At 42.2% G+C, this 21616-nt stretch carries 24 protein-coding genes; 11 read left to right on the top strand and 13 right to left on the bottom strand.

Annotated features, from left to right (window positions below; genetic code table 11):
- Positions 1-157: 157 nt before the first annotated feature.
- Complete coding sequence (locus tag ACTJKG_RS11510; protein WP_172334782.1) at positions 158-550, top strand: hypothetical protein; 393 nt, start codon at positions 158-160, stop codon at positions 548-550.
- Between the two features lie 59 nt (positions 551-609).
- Here ACTJKG_RS11510 and ACTJKG_RS11505 read toward each other — a convergent pair whose 3' ends face one another.
- Positions 610-2934: a family 20 glycosylhydrolase gene (locus tag ACTJKG_RS11505; RefSeq protein WP_440739276.1), complete on the bottom strand. Its 2325-nt coding sequence runs from the start codon at positions 2932-2934 to the stop codon at positions 610-612.
- A 208-nt stretch (positions 2935-3142) separates the two neighbouring features.
- Here ACTJKG_RS11505 and ACTJKG_RS11500 point away from each other — a divergent pair, with 208 nt between their 5' ends.
- Complete coding sequence (locus ACTJKG_RS11500) at positions 3143-3511, top strand: nuclear transport factor 2 family protein (RefSeq protein ID WP_172334780.1); 369 nt, start codon at positions 3143-3145, stop codon at positions 3509-3511.
- Between the two features lie 102 nt (positions 3512-3613).
- Here ACTJKG_RS11500 and ACTJKG_RS11495 read toward each other — a convergent pair whose 3' ends face one another.
- Positions 3614-4438, bottom strand: a complete 825-nt coding sequence (locus ACTJKG_RS11495) for a hypothetical protein (protein WP_440739275.1) — start codon at positions 4436-4438, stop codon at positions 3614-3616.
- Between the two features lie 143 nt (positions 4439-4581).
- Here ACTJKG_RS11495 and ACTJKG_RS11490 point away from each other — a divergent pair, with 143 nt between their 5' ends.
- The 4 genes from ACTJKG_RS11490 (at position 4582) to ACTJKG_RS11475 (ending at position 8290) form a co-directional block, all read left to right on the top strand.
- Positions 4582-4986: an EVE domain-containing protein gene (locus tag ACTJKG_RS11490; RefSeq protein WP_172334778.1), complete on the top strand. Its 405-nt coding sequence runs from the start codon at positions 4582-4584 to the stop codon at positions 4984-4986.
- A complete protein-coding gene (locus ACTJKG_RS11485) occupies positions 4986-6140 on the top strand; it encodes a carbohydrate-binding family 9-like protein (RefSeq protein WP_172334777.1) in 1155 nt (384 codons plus the stop codon). Before ACTJKG_RS11490 ends, ACTJKG_RS11485 begins: the two co-directional genes overlap by 1 nt.
- The gene (locus ACTJKG_RS11480; RefSeq protein ID WP_440739274.1) at positions 6137-7219 is read left to right on the top strand and encodes a family 10 glycosylhydrolase; all 1083 of its coding nucleotides are present in this window, start codon (positions 6137-6139) and stop codon (positions 7217-7219) included. The genes ACTJKG_RS11485 and ACTJKG_RS11480 overlap by 4 nt, the downstream gene beginning before the upstream one ends.
- 87 nt (positions 7220-7306) lie before the next feature.
- Positions 7307-8290 (top strand): aldo/keto reductase, encoded by a 984-nt coding sequence (locus tag ACTJKG_RS11475; protein ID WP_440739273.1) that lies wholly within the window; start codon positions 7307-7309, stop codon positions 8288-8290.
- Between the two features lie 127 nt (positions 8291-8417).
- Here ACTJKG_RS11475 and ACTJKG_RS11470 read toward each other — a convergent pair whose 3' ends face one another.
- The 10 genes from ACTJKG_RS11470 to ACTJKG_RS11425 form a co-directional block, all read right to left on the bottom strand.
- The gene (locus ACTJKG_RS11470) at positions 8418-8867 is read right to left on the bottom strand and encodes a MarR family winged helix-turn-helix transcriptional regulator (RefSeq protein ID WP_172334774.1); all 450 of its coding nucleotides are present in this window, start codon (positions 8865-8867) and stop codon (positions 8418-8420) included.
- A gap of 84 nt (positions 8868-8951) precedes the next feature.
- Positions 8952-9128: a DUF5522 domain-containing protein gene (locus ACTJKG_RS11465; RefSeq protein WP_172334773.1), complete on the bottom strand. Its 177-nt coding sequence runs from the start codon at positions 9126-9128 to the stop codon at positions 8952-8954.
- 364 nt (positions 9129-9492) lie between these two features.
- Positions 9493-10428, bottom strand: a complete 936-nt coding sequence (locus ACTJKG_RS11460) for an MBL fold metallo-hydrolase (protein WP_440739272.1) — start codon at positions 10426-10428, stop codon at positions 9493-9495.
- 89 nt (positions 10429-10517) lie between these two features.
- Positions 10518-11162 (bottom strand): dephospho-CoA kinase, encoded by a 645-nt coding sequence (coaE, locus tag ACTJKG_RS11455; protein WP_440739271.1) that lies wholly within the window; start codon positions 11160-11162, stop codon positions 10518-10520.
- Between the two features lie 78 nt (positions 11163-11240).
- A complete protein-coding gene (locus tag ACTJKG_RS11450; RefSeq protein ID WP_172334771.1) occupies positions 11241-12188 on the bottom strand; it encodes a CdaR family protein in 948 nt (315 codons plus the stop codon).
- A gap of 174 nt (positions 12189-12362) precedes the next feature.
- Positions 12363-12692 carry a preprotein translocase subunit YajC gene (gene yajC, locus ACTJKG_RS11445; RefSeq protein ID WP_172334770.1) on the bottom strand — a complete coding sequence of 110 codons (330 nt, stop codon included), beginning with the start codon at positions 12690-12692 and terminating at the stop codon, positions 12363-12365.
- Between the two features lie 15 nt (positions 12693-12707).
- Positions 12708-13166, bottom strand: a complete 459-nt coding sequence (locus ACTJKG_RS11440; protein ID WP_172334769.1) for a DUF1573 domain-containing protein — start codon at positions 13164-13166, stop codon at positions 12708-12710.
- Positions 13167-13177: 11 nt separating this feature from the next.
- Positions 13178-14125: a transcription antitermination protein NusB gene (locus ACTJKG_RS11435; protein WP_172334768.1), complete on the bottom strand. Its 948-nt coding sequence runs from the start codon at positions 14123-14125 to the stop codon at positions 13178-13180.
- Between the two features lie 41 nt (positions 14126-14166).
- Positions 14167-15252: a Glu/Leu/Phe/Val family dehydrogenase gene (locus ACTJKG_RS11430; RefSeq protein ID WP_440739270.1), complete on the bottom strand. Its 1086-nt coding sequence runs from the start codon at positions 15250-15252 to the stop codon at positions 14167-14169.
- Positions 15253-15462: 210 nt separating this feature from the next.
- Positions 15463-15702, bottom strand: coding sequence for a hypothetical protein (locus ACTJKG_RS11425; RefSeq protein WP_440739269.1), 240 nt, complete (start codon positions 15700-15702; stop codon positions 15463-15465).
- 354 nt (positions 15703-16056) lie between these two features.
- On the opposite strand from ACTJKG_RS11425, the gene ACTJKG_RS11420 reads away from it, so the two are divergent.
- Complete coding sequence (locus tag ACTJKG_RS11420) at positions 16057-17844, top strand: ABC transporter ATP-binding protein (RefSeq protein ID WP_440739268.1); 1788 nt, start codon at positions 16057-16059, stop codon at positions 17842-17844.
- A 130-nt stretch (positions 17845-17974) separates the two neighbouring features.
- Positions 17975-18310 carry a DUF3276 family protein gene (locus tag ACTJKG_RS11415; RefSeq protein ID WP_076377769.1) on the top strand — a complete coding sequence of 112 codons (336 nt, stop codon included), beginning with the start codon at positions 17975-17977 and terminating at the stop codon, positions 18308-18310.
- A gap of 162 nt (positions 18311-18472) precedes the next feature.
- On the opposite strand, the gene sucC is transcribed toward ACTJKG_RS11415, so the two are convergent.
- Complete coding sequence (gene sucC / locus ACTJKG_RS11410) at positions 18473-19759, bottom strand: ADP-forming succinate--CoA ligase subunit beta (RefSeq protein ID WP_256367775.1); 1287 nt, start codon at positions 19757-19759, stop codon at positions 18473-18475.
- A 144-nt stretch (positions 19760-19903) separates the two neighbouring features.
- Here sucC and ACTJKG_RS11405 point away from each other — a divergent pair, with 144 nt between their 5' ends.
- The 3 genes from ACTJKG_RS11405 to ACTJKG_RS11395 all read left to right on the top strand — a co-directional run bounded on the left by ACTJKG_RS11405 (position 19904) and on the right by ACTJKG_RS11395 (position 21583).
- The gene (locus ACTJKG_RS11405; protein WP_172334763.1) at positions 19904-20569 is read left to right on the top strand and encodes an ABC transporter ATP-binding protein; all 666 of its coding nucleotides are present in this window, start codon (positions 19904-19906) and stop codon (positions 20567-20569) included.
- 4 nt (positions 20570-20573) lie between these two features.
- Positions 20574-20870, top strand: coding sequence for a hypothetical protein (locus tag ACTJKG_RS11400; protein ID WP_172334762.1), 297 nt, complete (start codon positions 20574-20576; stop codon positions 20868-20870).
- 104 nt (positions 20871-20974) lie between these two features.
- Positions 20975-21583 (top strand): HAD family hydrolase, encoded by a 609-nt coding sequence (locus ACTJKG_RS11395; RefSeq protein ID WP_172334761.1) that lies wholly within the window; start codon positions 20975-20977, stop codon positions 21581-21583.
- The last annotated feature ends 33 nt before the right edge of the window (positions 21584-21616 follow it).

The raw sequence follows: 21616 nt of genomic DNA, 5'->3' as shown, positions 1-21616 counted from the left end.
TTAACGGGATAATTTAATATGTTATAATGTACAAACATATAATATAAAATGGATTTATCAAGACATTTTAATAGTATTAATCCTTTAGCTTTTTATATCGTCAAACGAAAAGCCCCTTAAGCGAGTTGATCCTTTAGAAAAGCCATTTTACTAAACCATGAAAAAGCATTTATTTGTCCTGCTCCTTGGCTTTACGACCATGGGAGCGTTTGCTCAAGCCCATAAATTAACTATCTATAGTTCTTTTGATGAGCGGTATTGTGTAGTGCAATATCCTAACTATGACAAGCTTTATCCCGATAGCATAAAGACCGCCGTCATGATCGATTACAAAGAAAAATATAAAGTTGTTTTCCCCAATACCTTAATTTTAAGAATGAACCAGGACGGCTGGAAATTAGTATCCGTAATTGTAAAACCGACTACCTTTAGCGGATCTAATGGATTTGCTAATATATATTCTACAACTGAATATTTAATGAGCAAAGAAATTTTGTTGGATGATGCCGCTGTGAATTTATATCTGCAAAATTTAAGCAAGCTAAAATAAAGGTTATAAAAAAAGCGGTGCATTATTCAATAATGCACCGCTTTTTTTATCGAACGAAATTAATTAAACAACATACCCGGCATAATTTCTTTTTTGCCAGCTGAGCCCGGTGCTGCTATAAAAACACGCAGCGGAGTTTGCCTAACCCGGTATGCTCCCGGTACAACTGCAGGTGCGTTGTAAATATATTTTACTTTAATAATGTGGAAACCTTTTGCCAATAGAAGGGCAGGCTCACTTTCGGTTATTTTTTCACCATCAATAAATACCTGGGTATCGGTGTATGATGCTGTGCTGAAATTGTAGGCACCATCGGCAGGGATGTTGATATAGCCGCTGTACACCGCGCCAAAATTGGGGTTATCTTTTTTGAAAGTTTCGGCGTTTAAACGATCCGTAATGGCCGAATCCGGAGCACTGGCATAATCCAGCTGCTCGGGTGTGGTAAATTTACTTTTGATGAGTTTATAGCTTAGGCCGGGTTTATTGGCGGTATAGTTTGCCGCAGGCATCAGTGCCCGGTTATACATCAATATTCGGGTAGCTATACTACGGCGACCGGTTGGTGTGATTACGCGCGTTTTAAACTCGCGCTTTTCATTGGGTGGTACTACAATAGTTACCGGCGAGGTATATTCCCAATCGGTATCCAGCGGATCGCGGCCGTTATAGGTAATAAAGATCCGGGCTCCTGGTACTACAGATTTGGGTGCGAAGGTGAACTTATTACCAAAAACCATGGTATCGATAACCGGCAGAGCGGTAGGTACACGGTAATTGTAATGCATGGCCTCTAAGCGTGCGAAATGTTTGGCCAGTCGTACTTCCGAAAAATTGGTATAGTCTTTATTTTTAGGCAGGCTCCAGGCTACTTCTGAAAGGGCAAACAATCGTGGCAATATCTGGTATTGCAATTTGGCCACGGTAGGTACATACTCCGTCCACAGGTTGCCCTGGGTGCCTATCACATATTTTTGTTCATCGGCTGTTAATTCTTTGGATACGGGATCGTAATTATAAGTTTCGTCCAGGGCCGCATAACGGCCAAACGAAACTGGCTCCTGTGGCGATCCGCTTTGGTAATGATCAAAGTAGTTGCCGGTTGTTTGCGGTGTCATGATCACATTGTGTTTTTGATGGGCTGCGGCGATACCTCCGGCCTCACCCGTCCAGCTCATTACGGTAGCGTTTGGGGCCAGGCCGCCTTCCAGTATCTCATCCCAGCCAATAATACTGCGGCCTTTGGAATTCAGGAACTTTTCGATGCGTTGTATAAAATAGCTTTGCAGTTCGTGCTCATCCTTCAGGCCTTTTTCCTTGATCAGTGCCTGGCAAAAAGCCGATTCTTTCCAGGGCTGTTTGCCAGCCTCGTCGCCACCAATGTGGATATATTTGCTTGGAAAAAGTGCCATCACCTCGGTCAGCACATTCTCCAGGAAAGTAAAAGTTTCTTCGGTAGGGCAGTAAATATTGTTGATGTCGCGAGCCGGGATCTTGCTATCAGCAGGCGACTCGCATCTGAGTTCGGGATAGGCCCGTAAAGCCGCTTCGGAGTGGGCGGGCATTTCAATTTCAGGGATCACGTTGATATAACGCTGTGCCGCGAATTTCACCACATCACGGATATCATCCTGGGTATAAAAACCGCCATATGATAAGGAATCGGGCCAATCGCGATTACTACCGAAGGTGGTTTGCAATCTGTAAGCACCCACCTGGGTTAGTTTAGGATATTTTTTGATCTCGATGCGCCAGCCCTGGCCATCCACCAGATGCCAATGAAAATTATTCAGCTTATAAGCGGCCATCAGTTCGATCACCTTTTTTACTTGTGGCACAGTAAAAAAGTGACGCGATACATCCAGCATCATACCCCGGTAGCCAAATCTGGGGCTGTCTTCAATAGTCACACAGTTGAATTTTTCGGTACCCGAAGTTTCTACCGGGAATAACTGCATCAGTGTTTGAATGCCGTAAAACATGCCGGCATCTTTACCAATAATGATTATGCGGTGCGGGGTAATGGTTAGTTTATAGCCTTCTTTAGGCAGCGCTGCTGATCCTTTAGCGGTTAGTACGAGCGTGGTGCCTTTGGTTGATTTTACCTTAGGGTTGTATTTAGATAGCTTGTTATTGAAGTGCCGGCTATTCAGCAGGAAATTTTTCAGGAAAGCGACGTTTCTGTCTTTGATATTGTCTGCCTTGATCTGTGTTAACTGGCTGAACACAAAAGTGCCCTGGGATTTAGTTATAGAAGCAGGCGCGGGAATGATCCCCAAATGAGGGTCATCGGTTGGCGTTTGTGCCTTTACCTGGCTTGTCAGGATCAGGCAACTGAAAATAGTAAGCAGGAACTTTAGTCGTGGAGTGTAGTTTGGATTCATGATAAAGGTAAAATGATGAATAACCCGGATTGTTCTGTGCTAAAATACTTTATAATAATTTAATCATCAGCATAATGATGGATGTAACAAATTATTGACAATCTAAAATTTAGCAAAAGGTAACTTAAAGTTAAAATGGTGGTTTGTGGTTTTGCATAGAATATTAATAACTTTAACATCAGGAACCACCAATTAAAAACATCCAATTATGAACACACAGGAAGTAGCTAATGCATTAGTACAGTTTTGCCGCGAGGGTAAAAATTTTGAGGCCATGAATGAGCTTTATGCCGATGATATAGTGAGCCAGGAGCAGGAAGGCGGGTATCAGGAATTTACAAGGGGCAAAGAAGCTGTATTGGAAAAATCAAAACAATGGCATGAATCCGTGGAAGAAATACATGGCGGCACCATTTCTGACCCGATAGTAACCGGAAACTTTTTTGCCGTTACTATGGAGATGGACATCACCTTTAAGGGAATGGGTAGGGTTAATATGCAGGAGATATGCGTATATGAAGTGAAAGATGGTAAAATTGTGTATGAAAGATTTTTTTATACTGTACCCGGACAATAACCAAATTAACCAATTATAAAGCTAAAACCCCGAGACACCTGTCCCGGGGTTTTTTGTTGGAGTTTTTTATGCTAATGAAATTTGCTCTTTTGCTACCTGCTTTTACCTGTAAGTAATTTCTCTTTTGAAAAGTCTGTCGAGTTGCCTTTCCTTTTTACCATTGGGTTTTAGCGTAGTTTTATATATTTTTTGTTCAATCCAATTACCGGTTTTATCGTACCGGTATTCGAATTCGTAAAGATTTACCGAGCCATTTAAATTTTTTGTACTAGAGCTAAGAACATCATTGTATTGATTGTAATTGCTTTTGTCCTCACTATAGGTAATCACATCAAAACGAATCTTTGATGTGTCGGAAGTAACTTTAGTCCCATCATTTTTGAATACAGAGATAACCACCGTGTTTTTATCATAATTATATTCAGCTGTCTCTTTTCCGGTTGGGTTATTATTGGCATCAAAAAGAACCAATTCCGTAGGATCGCCTTTGCTGTTATTAACTATTTTTACAACATCAATGATCTTTCCATTTGCGGTACTATCGATGGTCCCTGTCAGAAAGCCGTGCTCATCGTATTGATTACTGGCGATTTCCTTGCCGCGGCCATATTTTAACCATCTTTCAAATATCCGTGAGCGTTTAAGGTGCCTGGTGGTATCATTGATATAGGTGAGTTTGGCTGTGAGTATCCCATCCTGGGTGTACCGTTCCTCGGTCAATAGCATTCCGGCGACATCAAATACTTTTATATTTTTTGCTGTCTCCGTATGGCTGGGCGAATAAAAGGTGTTTTCCTCAATGATCTGCTTTGGTTTCCCAAATTTATATTCGCGGCTATCATTCATATGCAAAGCCGTATAAAGACTTTGTGAGTAACAAATTGTTGAAACAGAAAGTAACAATAGTAATACTATAGATTTTGTCATGTATCAAATTTAAGCAATAATTTATCTAATGTATGCTACCATTCAAATTTCTTGCGCTTCCATGTTTTTACAAAACGCTGTTTTAGTTTATCGGTGTATTTTAACATCTTTACAGGTACAAAACATATAATTCAAAAATATCTATGCAATACTGGTTAGTCAAATCGGAACCCGTAAAATACAGTTGGGAAAAGTTTAATAAAGATGGACGTACTTTTTGGGATGGTGTGCGTAATTATCAGGCACGTAATAATTTACGATTGATGAAAGAAGGCGACCTGGTATTGTTTTATCATAGTAACGATGGCAAGGCTGTAGTAGGTATAGCCAAAGTGGTGAAAGAGTTTTACCAGGATCCTACTACTTCAGACCCTAACTGGGTGGTGGTTGATCTGTCGCCGGTTGAAACCTTGAAGAACCCGGTAACCCTGGAAACCATTAAGGCCGATGAACAACTAAAAGATGTGGGCCTGGTTAGGCAGGGCCGTCTTTCGGTAATGGGTTTAAAGCGCGAAGAATTTGACCGTATATTAGAACTGGGCAGTTAATGGAAACCCATATCGTTAACTTCAACTTATTTAAAAGCCGTCGTAAAATGATGGCTTTTACTGTTTTTGTGATGCTGATGCCCTGGCAGCTTAAGGCCCAGGATGTTTTTAAAGGCTATGAAAGCCTGTTTACCGTTCCGGAGGGTTATGTTGTAAAACATACCGCAAAGGCCCCGGTAATTGATGGGGATGTTGATGAGCCCATATGGCAACAAGCCAAATGGACAAACGATTTTGTAGATATTGAAGGCAACCTGAAACCCAAACCACCATTGCAAACCAATGTGAAAATGCTTTGGGATGATAGCTGCCTGTACATAGCTGCCCGCTTGTATGATCCGCATGTGTGGGCCAAACTCAAAAAGCACGATGAGGTGATTTTCATGGATAACGATTTTGAGCTGTTTGTTGACCCCTTGAATACCGGGCATCAGTATTACGAAATAGAGGTTAATGCGCTGAATACTATTTTCGACTTATTCTTGTCAAAACCATACCGTAATCGTGGTGCCGCCATATCGGGTTGGGATGCCCCGGGTTTGCGTACGGCTGTAAAAATACGTGGTACACTCAATGACGCGAGTGACACAGACCAGGGCTGGACGGTTGAAATGGCCATTCCCTATAAAGCGCTTAACCCGGGTTTCAGAAGAGTAGTGCCACAAAATGGAACGCTATGGCGGATCAATTTTTCGCGGGTTGAGTATGATACAAACATCCGGAATGGCCAATACGTGAAGGTAAAAGATGCCACTTCGGGCCGTGACCTGCCCGAGCATAACTGGGTATGGTCGGCCCAGGGTTTAATCAATATGCATTACCCCGAACGCTGGGGATACCTGCTGTTCAGTGATCATCAGGCCGATGATGTGGTATTTGAAATGCCCTACACCGAACTGCAAAAACAATATCTATGGCTGGTTTATTACAAGCAAAAAGAGTGGCAAAGGCAAAACCATAGTTATGCGCAATCATTAAAAGAATTGGGATTGGAAAGTAGTTATAACATTTTAAAAAAATTTAATAACTTACAACTCGAAGCTACTAAACACCAGTTTATGGCTTTAATTACCGATGAGGAAAATAAAATAACTTATACCATTAACCAGGATGGATTTGTTGAACCTTTAACCACCAATCACCAAACGCCATGAACAAGCGCGAATTTTTAAAAGCCGGTTTAGTAGCTACCGTCGCATCTCAATTACCTGTAAAAAGCCAGGCAAAAGAACCTGTTGCTGTCAATAAGAAAAAGGCCATGAAAAATTGGATCTGGATCAATCCTAACCTAAAGGATACGGACGAGGATCTGAAAACCAATTACGCGGCCTACAAAGCAGCAGGCATTACCGGGATATTTTTTGAGAACGACAGCGAAAGACACTTCCGTGCCGCGAAAGCCGCGGGTATCGAGGCTCATCGCTGGATATGGACTTTTAACCGTGCCGAAAGAGTGGCTGATCATCCGGAATGGTACAGCAAAAGCCGTAACGGTGATTCCTGTGCCGATAAACCGCCATATGTACAGTATTATCGCTGGCTTTGCCCTTCGCGCCCCGAGGTTCAGGAGTATTTAACCAGTACCGTTAACGAGATATTGACCAAGGATTATGTTGATGGCATCCACCTGGATTATGTGCGTTATTGTGATGTGATACTCCCTGTAAACCTGTGGGATAAATACAAAATTGAACAAACCAAAGAACTACCCGAATACGACTTTTGCTATTGCGAAGTTTGCCAGGCCAAATTCAAAGAGCAATACGGCAAGGATATTAAAGCTATTCAATATCCCGATGCCAGTCTGTCCTGGCGCTTGTTCAGGTATGGTAATATCATCAGGGTGGTGAATGCGATATCGGCAGTGGCCCATCAGCATAAAAAACCAATCACGGCGGCTGTTTTCCCAACGCCGGAAGTGGCACGCCGTAATGTGCGGCAAGACTGGACAAATTTTAAGCTCGATGGCGTTTGCCCGATGATATATCACGGCTTTTATAAAGAAAGCGTAAGCTGGATAGGTGATGCCGTTGCAGAAGGTATCCATGTACTCGATGGTAAGTTTCCACTGTACGCCGGTCTGTATCTTTCTGATTTTAATAATGATGAAGAAGTGCGCTCCGGTATTCAATATGCTTTAAAAAATGGAGCTTCGGGAGTATCCTTCTTTGGCCGGGTTACGCCATCAGTATTGGATATCTTGAAGCAGGAGAGCGCGGCATTTAAAGCATAAATTAAAGAACGTTTCGATAATACTATTTATAACGCCGTTTTGTTTATCAGAACGGCTTTGTAATTTTACAGCATAGCAATCTATACCATGAACTACAGAGATTTTAAAGGCACAGCCATTGCCGAAGTTGGATTAGGCACCTGGCAATTAGGCAGCGCCGACTGGGGCAATGTGAACGAATATGAAGCCATCAACATACTAAAATCTTATACCGATGCCGGCGGCAATTTTCTGGATACGGCCGATGTATACGGCATGGGTGTGAGTGAAACCGTAATTGGTAAGTTTTTAAAATTGGTTGATCATAAAGTGTATGTAGCAACCAAGCTGGGGCGGCGTGGTGACGAACCAAACGGCTGGCCGCAGAATTTTACCTATGATATGATGAAACGTCAGGTAGAAGATTCGCTGCGCCACCTGGATATTCCCCGCATATTCCTGGAGCAGCTGCATTGCATCCCTACAGAAGAACTGCGTTCGGGAAAAGTGTTTGATCATCTGCGTCAATTGCAGGAACAGGGGCTCATCATGCATTTTGGCGCCAGTGTCGAAACATCCGAGGAAGCACTGATCTGTCTGGAGCAGGAGGGTTTAGCGTCGTTACAGATTATCTTTAACCTATTCAGGCAACACGTGGCCGATGAGTTGTTTGCCAAAGCAGCCGAAAAGGGCGTGGCTATCATCGTGCGCGTACCATTAGCCAGTGGTTTGTTATCGGGTAAATTCACCGCGCAAACGCAGTTTGCCCAAAACGATCACCGTAATTATAATGCCAATGGCGAAGCTTTTAACGCCGGTGAAACATTCTCGGGTATTGAATTTAGCGAAGGTGTAAAACTATCCGATAAAATAAAAAGCTTGCTTCCCGATGACCGGATGCCGCAATGGGCCATTCGTTGGATATTGGATCATCCGGAGGTTACCACTGTAATACCCGGTGCATCTAAAGTAATACAGGTAAACAGTAATGTGGAAGCGGTAAAACTACCCCATTTATCAGCAGAGGCGCATCAGCAGTTAAGGTCGTTGTATGATGCAGAGATTGCGGGTAAAATAAGAGGTCATTTTTAAATATAGCGACTAACTATTAATTAATATTTGTCATTCTGAGCGAAGCGAAGAATCTGTTTTAGTGTATGCAAAGTTTACGAATAGATCCTTCGCTTCGCTCAGGATGACACCTAAAGGGCTTAATCTTTTACCCTCTCAGCTTATCCAAAAGATCGCTAAGCACAGCAGCGTCTTCTTCGCTTAGGTTACCTTTCAGAATATCCTTGGCTTTAAATTCATTATCCATTTTTGATAATATTTGTAAGCCCATCTCAGTGATACGAATGTCAACAGCACGCCTGTCCTTATTATTTGTACAGCGCGAAACCAGTTCTTTTTGGATCAGACGATCAACTATACGCGATGCGTCGGACATTTTATCAACCATACGTTCTTTCAGCAAATTAATAGTAGCTGGTTTAGGGTATTGGCCCCTTAGTATCCTGAGGATGTTGAATTGCTGCTGTGTAATATTATACTTATCAAAATATATTCTAAAGTAGTTGCTTAACCAGCCTGCTGTATAGGCAATGTTAATGGCTGCTTTATGATAATTATCTTCAAAATTTGTACTTTGTATTTCGTCGTCAATGCGCATAATTGGTAACAATCAATGAGATGCAAATATGTTTAATTAATTCTTAATTTGAGCTAAGCCTATACGTAAGCTGCGGGTGTTTCATTACATCCCGTTTTTATTTATTTCATTTTGAGGATCAGACCCTTCCGGTTTACCGTAATTCCAGGGGCAATGCAGGCATTTATTTTTACAGCAGTAACCCCGCTTTAAGTGGTACTCTTTTGTGAAAACAAAATTGCCGTCCTCATTGATGTAATAATCTATTCCTTCCTGTAGCATTTATTTAAACTGTTTGGCGCAGCCCATTAATAAGCCATACCATATTTAACATTTGCTGCCGCGATAAAACTTTTTAAACCTTAAATTTTAACACTTTTTGGCTCAAAAACGGGGTATAAACGGTTCAAAAATGTTCGAAAAAAAAACGATTTTAACACTTTTTAACAAACTTCAACACGATTTTGACGCGTTTTGAAAAGTTTAAAAAGTATTAATTAGTTGATAGTTAATAGTTTGAGATGAATAGTGCCCCTTTTTGATCATATTTATGCTTAGCTCAACAATAAGTCGCCTCTGAAAAAGAGCGTTAGGACTATTGCTTAAACAAATTTACTAAAAAAATTGGTAATTATAAGGCAAGCTTTTAAAGCAGTTTTACAAAAATATCGTTGTTAAAATGGGCTTTCAGGTGACGGCCGTCGCCGTGGAGTGTCCATATTTGCTGGGGTTGGGTGCGGGTTATGGTTTCCAGGATATCGTTCCAGTCCACATGGTCGGATATAAAGAGGGTATCGCGCTGGTTAACCTGCAGGTTTTTCCAGCCCGAGGCAAAAAGCCGGGTTACACCAGTAGCCCTGATATAGCTATCAAACGTAAACGGTGGTACGATATAAACAAATTCATCCTGTACCTTCATCAACTTACGACCATAAATTTGATGCGGCCCCAGTACAACACCCATTTTTTGATAAATAGCATTGATGGGCATAATACGGTGGTGTACCAGTATCTTTTTCTGCGGCGCATAGGTGCTGATCAAGTTAATAAGCCGCTGACTTTTACCCAAACCATAAGCACCCAGCAGAATATTGGTTTTGATAGCATTGATCTTTTGTATCTCGGCAACCGGATCGGGGTGTATCACTTCAGGGTCGGCAAAGGTGCTTTCGGTGATCAGTACATCGGTGGTTACCCATTCAATAGGTTCGCAGGTATCATCGGCCTGTAGCTTATAATCGCCGGTGTACAGGTAGCGTGTTCCTTCGTATTCCATCAGTACCTGTGCCGAGCCCAGCATATGGCCGGCTGGTATCAGCGTAATGGTTATCCTGCCAAGGGTAAAAGGCTGGTTAAAATCTACTATATTAAACACCTTAGCCGCGGTACGGTCATACCGCAGCTGCATAATGTTTGCTGTGGCCCGGGTACAATAAACATCGTGGTTGCCGCTTACGGCATGATCGGCATGGCCGTGGGTTATCACCGCTATTTTGGCGGGTAATTTAGGATCCAGATAAAAATCACCGTATTTGCAATACAATCCCTTTTCATCTATCTGTACAAAATCGTCAATTATCATTTATATGGAAGCTTAAATTAGGAGCAAGGATTTATGGAGTAAGGAGCAAGGATTTTGTTTTGTCTTTGTTCTAAAAATCATTGTTCCTGCTATCCTTTTTCCTGCTGTGCGGCGAGGGCCAAGTATTGCTCGTGCAAAGCCAGCACCTGCGGGATCACCAGTTGCCTATCGTCATTGATAATTATATCATTGGCCAGTTGTTTCTTTTTTTCTTCGGTAAATTGGCGGGCCTCGCGGCTTTCCACTTCGGTACGGGTAATATGGTCGCGCTGTATAACGCGTGCTATACGGTTTTCCAGCGGGGCAGATACCAGTAAGCTGCGGTCGCACATTTTATAGGAGTCGCTTTCAAACAACAGGGCTGCTTCTTTGATCACATAGGGTGCATCCTTAATATGCAGTATCCAGTTATCAAAAGCCCTGAAAGTTGCCGGATGTACCAACGCGTTCAGTTTTTTGAGTTCGGCCTCGTTATTAAAAACTATACCGGCAATATGTTTACGGTTCAGGCTGCCATCTTCAAAGTATGATTCCGGGCCAAAGGTTTGTTTCAGGGCATCAATCAGTATAGCATCGGTCACCATTACTTTTTTAGCCTCATCGTCGGCATAAAAAACGGGTATGCCCAAAAGTTCAAAAACTTTGGCCACCGTAGTTTTGCCGCTACCTATATTACCTGTTAAACCTATTTTGAGCATTTGGGGAGCAAAGATAAGGGATTTTGTCTGAACCATGATTTTCATGATTAAAGGATTTTGGGATTAAAGATCATGGTAATCCTAAAATCCTTTAATCATGGCTCAGACAAAACCTTATTTCTTAATAATAAAATCAATATTAGCAGGGCTCACCTTTACAATTTTGCAAAATGGGGGCACCCGGGTCAGTTTTACGGGGAGGGTGGTGTAGCCGTGATCGCGCCAGAGGTCAAGATCGGCAGTGGCTTCAAACAGGTCCTCGGTCATGTCGCGATACCTGTTTAACGATGTGGTGAACGTTACCTTAACTCGTTGCGGAAACACCTTAACATTATCGTAATTATGGTTATTGATAAGTTTAACAGGCAGATCGAGCGTTTTTTCGGTAAACTCATCAACCGGGATGATCACCTGTACCGTTTTTGGGTATACATTTAAGTTCCCTTCCTTAACCGCTTGCAGGTTTACACGGGTATTCACGGTTTCGCCCACATCACTCATCTGCAGCGAATCTGTTTTCCAGAGGTTTATTTGTTTTAAACGTTCGGTAGGGCCGCTCACGGTGATGTATGCGGGTTTAATGATCATATTACCCGATACGGCAAATTGTTTGCGGTATTTGATACCCAGCATCAGTTGTACCGGTACTTTTTTTACTAAGCGGTTCGAGAAATCGAAGTATAGCGTATCCGGATCGATGGAAATGATCTGCTGCGTGATATCTTTATTCAGGTTAATCTGTTTGAGCTGTGAATTAAGTACTACATAGTTGCGGTTCTCCAGTGTCGAAAGATCAATAGTAATGGGCTTGCTTTCTTTATTCATGCTCGAAAAAAGCATTTGCCAGCCGGTGCCCTGTACGGTAGCATTCACGGTATCGGGCTGCAGGGAATGAAAAGCGCGTTTCTGCGGAGCGTTTTTATAGGTAAGAACTTCCTGTATGGTGTACGGCTGGGGGGTAGAGAGCGTAGTAAACAACCAGGCCACAACGGCCAGCACCAGGCAGGTAAAAAATGCCGATAAGCGCCTTCGTTCTGTAGCCGATAATTTTACTATTGCCATTCTTTTAGATTAAGGATCAAAGATAAAAAGACAAAAGATTATTTAAGCTGAAAGGATAAAGGCGAAAGGATAGAGGTAAAATACCAATTATCTTTCGCCCTTTTATCTTTTATAGCGGCAAAGAACTTTCAGTCCTTTGTCTTTGCTCCATTGGTCTTTTATCAACAAAAAGCCTTAGCTTTTTACAGCTACCGGAGGAGTGTTTAATGCTTTTGAAGCATCTAACGAGATAGCCGATTTGTCAAAACGGATCTTGCCGTTCTCTACCTCAACTAAAAAGGTGGTCTCGTTCAAATCAATGATACGGCCGTGGATACCGGCAGTAGTAACTACCTTATCTCCTTTTTTTAGTTCCTCAACATATTTCTTTTGATCTTTTTGCTTTTTAACCTGCGGACGGATCATGAAGAAGTAAAACACCACGATGATCAATACCATTGGTATCAACATACCAAAACCTCCGGAACCACCTGCTGGTGCTTGTAATAAAATAGTAGCTATCATTTTTTTAATTAATTGTTATTTTGTTAATACCTCACCAATAAGGTGTACCATAGTTTGTGCCGGTACGGTATTGGCGGTAATGGTTATTTGTTTGTCCTGTAAACCTGTTTTACCGGCACTGTTAAATACCACCTTAATTAAGCCGCTTTCGCCTGGTTTAACCGGGGTTTTAGGCCACTCGGGCGTAGTACAACCGCAGCTGGCAACCGCGTCTGTAATAATCAGCGGCGATTTGCCATCGTTAGTGAATTTAAAATCGTAACTAACTTTATCGCCTTGTTTGATCTTGCCAAAATCATGACTTTCTTTTTCAAACTTCATGACAGGGGCGGTAGCGGCGTTTGCTGTAGTTGCTGCAGGTGTTTTAGTTGCAGAACTATCGGCAGTGCTTGATGCCGCGCCATTGGCGGGTGTTTGGTTACAGGCCGATAATAATACGCCTGCGGTTAATAAGCTTAAAAATAATCGTTTCATCGGTTAAAATATTATTCTATTAGTCCTCGTCCTATTTTTTTGATTTTGTTCTCCCCTTTCAGGTCAATCAAAATCTTGTCTAAGATACCGTTTATAAATGAATTACTTTTAGGTGTACTGAACTCTTTAGAGATCTCCAGATACTCGTTAATAGTTACCTTAACCGGGATGGAAGTGAAGTTAACAAACTCGGTAATAGCCATTTTCATCAACAGGGTATCCATCATGGCAATACGCTCGGGCTCCCAGTTTTGAGTTTTGGCGGCAATGAGCTCCTGGTAAGGTTTATCAAACCGGATGCTTTGTTCAAAAAGATTTACTACAAATTCACGGTCTTCTATCCAGTTGCCGGTAATTTCGGCCAGGTGGTTCTGCTTGGCGTCTTCCGAGGCAAAATTCTTAAAAGTTTTAGCTATCAGAGCCTGTAAAACGTCGCGGTCAACCGGCCAGAAGATAAACTTGTCTTCAAAAACCTGTTCGGCTAATGACGATTTCAGGATCACTTTTTTGAAAATGAATTTGATGATGTCTTTATCGGTATGGATGGTATCATCGGTTTTAGCCAGGTATTCGGCATATTCCGGCGAATTTTTAAGCGTGGTGAACAGCGTTTTGGCCAGTTCGGGCTCAAAGTGCCACTCTACTTTATATTTTTTCAGCGCGATGAGGTAATCGCGGTTATCGTTAAGGGTAACGATAAACCTGTTTTCCAATATTTTACGATTGGCATTCAGGTCTTCGGCAGTTGGTAAATGTTTGTTGGCGCGTTCTTCCGCGTCGTTAGCCGCGTAATTAGCCACTTCCGAAATCAGCGACAGCATCCAGATGTACATTTCAAATACCTGGTCGATGCCGTGCAGCATATTTTTTTCGTATAGCTTGATGTCCTTGGTATCTGACTGATGATACGCGTATAATGCCTGTAATACTTTTACCCGGAGGTGCCTTCTGTTTAACATGTGTAAGAACGATTTGATCTGCCAGCTGGCAGATGGTTAATTTAATAAGACGATTTTACTTTTTTAATATCCTCCATCCGTTTTTCGGCAATTTTATTGGCTGCCTTAACGGTAGAGATGTTTTCTGATTTAGAAAGTTTTAAAATGGTGCGCGTTACCTCGTAAATGTTTTCGGTAAGCTGCAAAGTGCGTTTTTTGCTGAAACTCATCAACTCCGAATAGCAATTGATGATACCACCAGCGTTGATCACATAATCGGGCGCGAATAATATCCCTTTCTCTAAAAGCATAGCCCCGTGTTCGGCTTCATCAAGCAGCTGGTTGTTGGCCGAGCCTGCTATAATACTACATTTAAGTTTATTGATAGTTTGTGTATTAACGGTACCGCCCAAAGCGCATGGTGCATAAATGTCGGCATCGATATCAAATATACTGTTATTAGATACTGCTTCGGCGCCATATCTTTTGGCTATCTGGCCAATGCGTTCTTCCTGGATATCGCTCACATAAACTTTTACATTTTCATCGCGAAGCAAACGTACCAGGTGCTCGCCAACATGGCCAACGCCCTGTACTATAACCGATTTCCCAGTAAGGCTATCGCTGCCGAATTGCTCTTTTACGCAGGCTTTGATGCCCTGAAAAACACCTTGCGCGGCTACCGGTGATGGATCGCCGCTACCACCTAAGCTTTCCGGTATACCGGTAACATGCTCGGTTTCCATACGGATGTACTCCATATCACGAGGACTGGTGCCCACATCTTCAGATGTAATAAATTCGCCGTTCAGGTTTTTAATAAAACGGCCAAACTTACGCATCAATGCTTCAGTTTTGTCTTTACGCGAATCACCTATAATAACAGAATAACCGCCGCCCATATTTAAACCTGCGATGGCGCATTTGTAGGTCATGCTTTTTGAAAGGCGCAATACATCGTTCAAAGCATCGGCCTCGGTTCTGTAGCTCCACATGCGGGTACTGCCAAAGGCCGGGCCCAGCGTGGTGTCATGAATAGCTATAATGGCTTTTAAACCCGTGTCCGGATCGCTGCAGAATACAACTTTTTTGTGGCCAAAGGCATCGAGCTGATTGAATATGGATTCCGGTTGTTGTTGAACGGGCATTAGTATACGATAGTAAATGTTTTAAGGCGTGGACAAAAGTAGAGGTTTTTTTTATTCTGACAAAGTTTATTAGCGGGGAAGTATAGATGGGGTATTTTTAAACTATAATAACGCGTAATAAGGTGGCTACAAACGGCTGGTACCAGGTGTGGGGCAATAAGAAGTAACGCTTACCCGGTTATACAGCAAAGTAAGCGTTACGAAGTTTGATTAATTGTAACTGCCGCAAACAACTCCCCATTCATTTAATGGCGAACATGGCCATGGGTTATAGGAGCTAACACAAGCCACAAATGAGCTATATCCATTTGAAAAACCGGCTGAGCAAAAGCGGCTGCAGGATCTTCCGGCATTATCACATACGGCTGATTCGCCGCTACCCGCTCCTTTAATGTTTTTAAGATCGGCACGGTTCAATACTTTTGAACCAAAATTTTGGAAATTCTTCATAATTTTTTGTTTTAAAAATGGTTATAGACTTATCAAATATAAAATAATAACTAACAATTTAAGTATTGTTTGTTTATTGATTAACAGTGGTTTATAAATAATATAGGAGGAGGTGTTGAATTGCAGACATGGGGGAGGCTCTTCCCGGCGAAGCCGAAGAGAGGGCGGTCCGGCGGAGCGTAAACCGAGTCGGTTCTGGATTTAACCGGATCTGATCTGTAGCCATTTTCTTACATCATTCCGACTTTTCCATTCAACCACTCTGCCAACTTTTTAATACTTTTGATTAACCGGATATCAGGCAACGATATCCTCCGGATTTTCCGGCTTCCCGGTTTTCCGGAAAACATAAATATGAAAGACCTTGCTTACCTTAATAAATTCTTTTACAAATATCGCTGGCGGCTGATACCCGGTGTGCTGTTTGTGATCATCTCTAACATTTTCGCGGTGCTGCCGGCACAAGTGATCAGGGTAGCGTTTGACCTGGTGACCGAAAATATTGGCGCCTACCAGCTTTTTGCCGGTTTTAACAGGCAAAACATGATCTATGATATTTTTGGCAGCAGCCTGATGCTTTTTGGTGTATTGGTATTGGTGCTGGCGCTTTTGCGTGGTTTGTTCCTGTTTTTTATGCGGCAAACCATCATCCTGATGTCGAGGCATATCGAGTATGATATGAAAAACGAGATCTATCATCACTATCAAAAACTTTCCCTCGCTTTTTACCGCCGCCACAATACCGGCGACCTGATGAACCGTGTTACCGAAGACGTGAGCCGGGTGCGTATGTACCTGGGGCCTGGTATTATGTATACCGTTAATACGGTGGTGCTGTTTATATTGGTGATATATGCCATGCTTACAGTGAATGTAAGGCTGGCTGTGCTTTCGGTATTACCGTTGCCCATATTGGCCGGGGTTATATATTATGTAAACAACGTGATCAATCAGCGCAGCGAGCAGATCCAGGAGCGGCTGTCGGCCTTGTCGAGCTTTGTGCAGGAGAATTTCTCGGGTATCAGGGTTATTAAATCATATGTGAGGGAAGGTTTTGTACGTAAGAATTTTGCCGCCGAGAGCGAAAACTACAAAACGCACTCCATGCACCTGGTTAAAGTACAAGCTGTATTTTATCCAACCATGCTGCTGCTGGTGGGCTTAAGTACAGTGATCACCATTTATGTGGGTGGGGTAGAGGTGATGAAGGGTAATATTACATCAGGTAACATCGCCGAGTTTATTGTTTATCTCAATATGCTTTCTATGCCGGTGATATCACTGGGCTGGGTTACCTCATTAATTCAACGTGCAGCTGCTTCGCAAAAACGCATCAATGAGTTTTTGCACGAAAAACCGGATATCATATCACCAGATCAGCCCGAGCGTACAGTTCAGGGAGCTATTGAGTTTAACCATGTATCATTTACTTATCCCGATACAGGCATCGAAGCTTTAAAAGATGTATCGTTTACGGTGGAACCGGGGCAAATGGTAGCCATTATCGGTCGTACAGGGTCCGGGAAATCAACCATTGCCAATTTGGTGATGCGCATGTATGATACTACAGGCGGTGAGATAACCGTCGACGGTACTTCGGTAAAACAACTCAACCTGGAGAGTTATCGTTCGCAGGTGGGCTTTGTACCGCAGGAGGTTTTCCTGTTTTCGGACACCATCGCCAATAACATCGCTTTCAGCGCCGATGTATTGAATATGCCTGTTGTAGAGCAGGCTGCCAAAGATGCCGCTGTATATGATAATATCATTGAGCTGGAGCAGGGCTTTGAAACCCTGATAGGGGAGCGGGGCGTAACTTTATCAGGTGGCCAAAAGCAGCGGGTGTCCATAGCCCGGGCAATTTTTAAGCATCCGCAGATATTGATCTTTGATGATTGCCTTTCGGCAGTTGATACCCGTACCGAAGAGGCGATATTAAACAACCTGGGGCGGGTAATGCAAAACAAAACCAGCATCATTATAGCCCACCGCATATCAACCATAAAAAATGCCGACAAAATTCTGGTAATGGATAATGGCCAGATTGTTGAACACGGTAACCACGATCACCTGATGCAATTGAAAGGTACCTACTTTGAGTTATACGAAAAACAATTGCTTGAAGAAGAACAAGACGCCTGATTTTTTTGCGCAAACACAATAAAATGACGGAAATGTTTCAAAAAGTTCAATAAAATTGAATAAAATACTTGCGCTTTCAAATTTTGATTTATATTTATGCCAACCAAAACTAATTACAGGTATATTCATTATGGGAGATTTTGACAATAGAGAGCGTGAAGAGGTTTTTTCAAAGAAGGTGAGAGCCGGGAAGAGGACTTATTTTTTTGATGTGAAAGCAACCCGTTCAAACGATTATTATGTTACAATAACTGAAAGCAAAAAGCGTTTGGAAGACGGTGTGTTTATTAAACACAAAATATTTTTGTACAAAGAAGACTTCGAAAAATTTGCTGAAGGTTTAAAAGAAACCGTTGAGTATATCAAAGCAAACCAGGAAGTAGTTGAAAAACGTTACGAATACAGCGAAGGCTCTGAAGTGGCCAAAGCTGCCGGTGCCGACGATGATTTTTCATTCGACATATAGAACAGAACAAAACTAAATTAATACTATAAAGAAAACCTGCTTTTACCAGAAGCAGGTTTTCTTGTTTATGTCATTTTTTGTCAAAGTTTATTGTAGTCAAACGGGCATAAAAAAAGCGACAGGTAAAACCCATCGCTTTTTTATATTAAATACCAGCTTTAATTACAAAGCCAATACTTCTTTTACTCTTTCGGCAGCTTCTTTTAATAGGATAGCCGAGAATACTTTCAAGCCTGAGTTATCGATCAGTTCTTTGGCTTCGGCAGCGTTGGTGCCTTGCAAACGAACGATGATAGGTACAGGGATGTTGCCAATTTCTTTATAAGCGTCAATAACACCTTGCGCCACACGGTCGCAACGTACTATACCGCCAAAAATATTGATCAGGATAGCTTTTACGTTTGGATCGCTCAGGATGATGTTAAAACCAGCTTTAACAGTTTGCGCGTTTGCGGTACCACCTACGTCCAAAAAGTTAGCGGGCTCGCCACCGGCCAGTTTAATGATATCCATGGTAGCCATGGCTAAACCGGCACCGTTAACCATACAACCCACGTTACCATCAAGTTTTACATAGTTAAGGTTTGATTTACCGGCTTCAACCTCGGTTGGATCTTCTTCATCGGTATCACGCATAGCGGCGTAATCCGGGTGACGGTATAACGCGTTATCATCCAGGTTTACTTTAGCGTCAACCGCTAAAATTTTATTGTCGGATGTTTTTAATACCGGGTTAATTTCAAATTGCGAAGAATCGGTAGCATCATAAGCTTTGTATAAAGCGGTAATGAATTTTACCATATCTTTAAAAGCATCGCCGCTAACACCCAGGTTAAAGGCAATTTTACGTGCCTGGAATGGTTGCAAACCAACTTTAGGGTCAATTTCTTCTTTAAATATTAATTCGGGGGTTGAGTGTGCAACTTCCTCAATGTCCATACCACCTTCGGTGCTGTACATGATGATGTTACGGCCACGGGCGCGATCAAGCAGTACGCTCATGTAAAACTCTTTTGTTTCACTTTCGCCCGGGTAGTAAACATCCTGTGCTACTAAAACCTTTTTTACTTTTTTACCTTCTGGTCCGGTTTGCGGAGTAACCAGTTGCATACCTATAATGTTACCGGCAATCTCTTTAACCTGATCGTGATTTTTGGCCAGCTTTACGCCACCACCTTTTCCACGGCCACCGGCATGTATTTGTGCTTTTATAACTACCCAGTCAGACCCAAAGTCTTCCTTCATTTTTTGCGCAGCCGCAACAGCCTCTTCAGGATTGTCGGCAACAATGCCTTCCTGAACTCTAACGCCAAAGCTCTTTAATATAGCTTTACCCTGATATTCGTGAATATTCATGTTTTTTGAAGAATTTGCGGTAAATCTACAATTTTGTTTCAAAGGTTCATGCCCAAAATGGAGTTTATTTACCCTTGTTGCTTTTATTAACATTGTGTTTACAATAGGGGGAAGTATCAAGTAGTTAGTATCAAGTATCACGACCGTTTTCTGTATGCAGATTATAGGATTTAGACTCCATTGTAAAAAATCTTGATACTTGATACTAACTACTTGATACTAATTTTACATTTGTAAATGCTTAAAGCTACATCTATCCATAAATCATACGGGCAGCTGCAAATATTAAAAGGGGTTGACCTGGATGTACAGCAGGGCGAAATTGTAACCATTGTTGGCGCATCCGGCGCGGGTAAAAGCTCCTTACTTAATATATTGGGTACGCTGGACAGGCCCGATTCTGGTCAGTTGTTTATCAATAATATCGAGTTGAGCAAGTTAAGCAACCGGCAGCTGAGCGATTTTCGTAACCGTAAAATTGGCTTTATCTTCCAGTTTCATCATTTACTGGCTGAGTTTACAGCTGTAGAAAATGTGTGTATCCCCGCGTTTATAGCAGGTACAGCCCGTGCTGAGGCCGAAAAAAGAGCCACAGAACTACTGGAACGCCTGGGTCTGGCCGATAGAGTGAATCATAAACCCAATGAACTATCAGGCGGCGAGCAGCAAAGGGTAGCCGTGGCACGTGCGCTCATCAATAGCCCGGCTTTGATATTTGCCGATGAACCATCGGGCAACCTCGATTCGGTGAACGCGCTGGAACTGCACGAATTGTTTATCAAGCTGCGTAAAGATTTCAATCAAACCTTTGTGATCGTTACGCATAATGAGGATCTGGCCAATTTATCTGATCGTACCATATTAATGAAAGATGGTTTAATTGCCGAACAACCTTTAGCCTAATATTGTGAGTATACTGATAACCGCGGCCAATTCTGCACCGGCCTATAAACTGAAAAACCTGCTGAATAGTGATGATGTAATTATGGGCGATCACATGGATCTGCCCGATTTTATGCTGAAACCCGGTAAACTCATCCGTTTGCCCGATCCAAAATCGGCAAGTTATACGCATGAAATGCTTACCTTATGCCTGGATATGGGGGTGGAAACGCTTTACCTGTTTCGGCAATTGGAAATTGATCTGTTGATGAAAGCCGAAACATTGTTTAATGAATACAATATAAAGATACTGGTGGAGTAGCCCCCTCTAAATCTCCCCCAAAAGGGGAAACATCAAAAAAATATTTTGAAGCCCTCTCCTTTGTAGAGGGTTGGGGTGAGGTTGACCAATGAACTAATGAACCAATGAACTATAGGGACATCGACGGGCGCAAGAGCGCTTTTATTTTTGAATTGGATAACGTACTGTATCCCGAAAAAGATTATTTATACCAGGTTTATTACCTGTTTGCCAATTTATTGGAATATACCGAATTAGTTGACGCGAAACAGACAACCGATATCATGGTTGATGCGTATACAACTATAGGCAAGGACGCGGTTTTTAATCAAGTAGCCGAAGCTTTCCCCATTGCTGAAAAATATAGGGATAAATTTGAAAACCTGCTGATCACCGCCAAGCTGCCATTGAAGTTGTTGCTGTATCAGAATATGCTGACGCTGATGCAGGAAATTGTTGTTGATCGTAAAAAGCTGTTCATTGTAACCAATGGAAACATTGAACAGCAGGTAAATAAAATTAAACAAACAGAGTGGCACGGGTTGGAAAAATACCTGGCCTGCTATTTTGCCGAAGAAACGGCCCCAAAACCCGAACCTGATGTTTTGCACCTGCTTATGCAAGACCATAGTTTACAAAGAAGGGATATTATCATGATAGAAAATTCTGAAGTGGACAGGATATGTGCCGAAGCCGTAGGAATAGACTATATTAATATCGACAAATTTTTATAAGCCTGCGTAACATAGTTGGTTATATGGCGTTAA

Origin of the sequence: Mucilaginibacter sp. 22184, from assembly GCF_052045695.1 — a bacterium.
GTDB lineage: Bacteria > Bacteroidota > Bacteroidia > Sphingobacteriales > Sphingobacteriaceae > Mucilaginibacter.
This window is presented reverse-complemented; position numbering and strand designations above follow the sequence as displayed.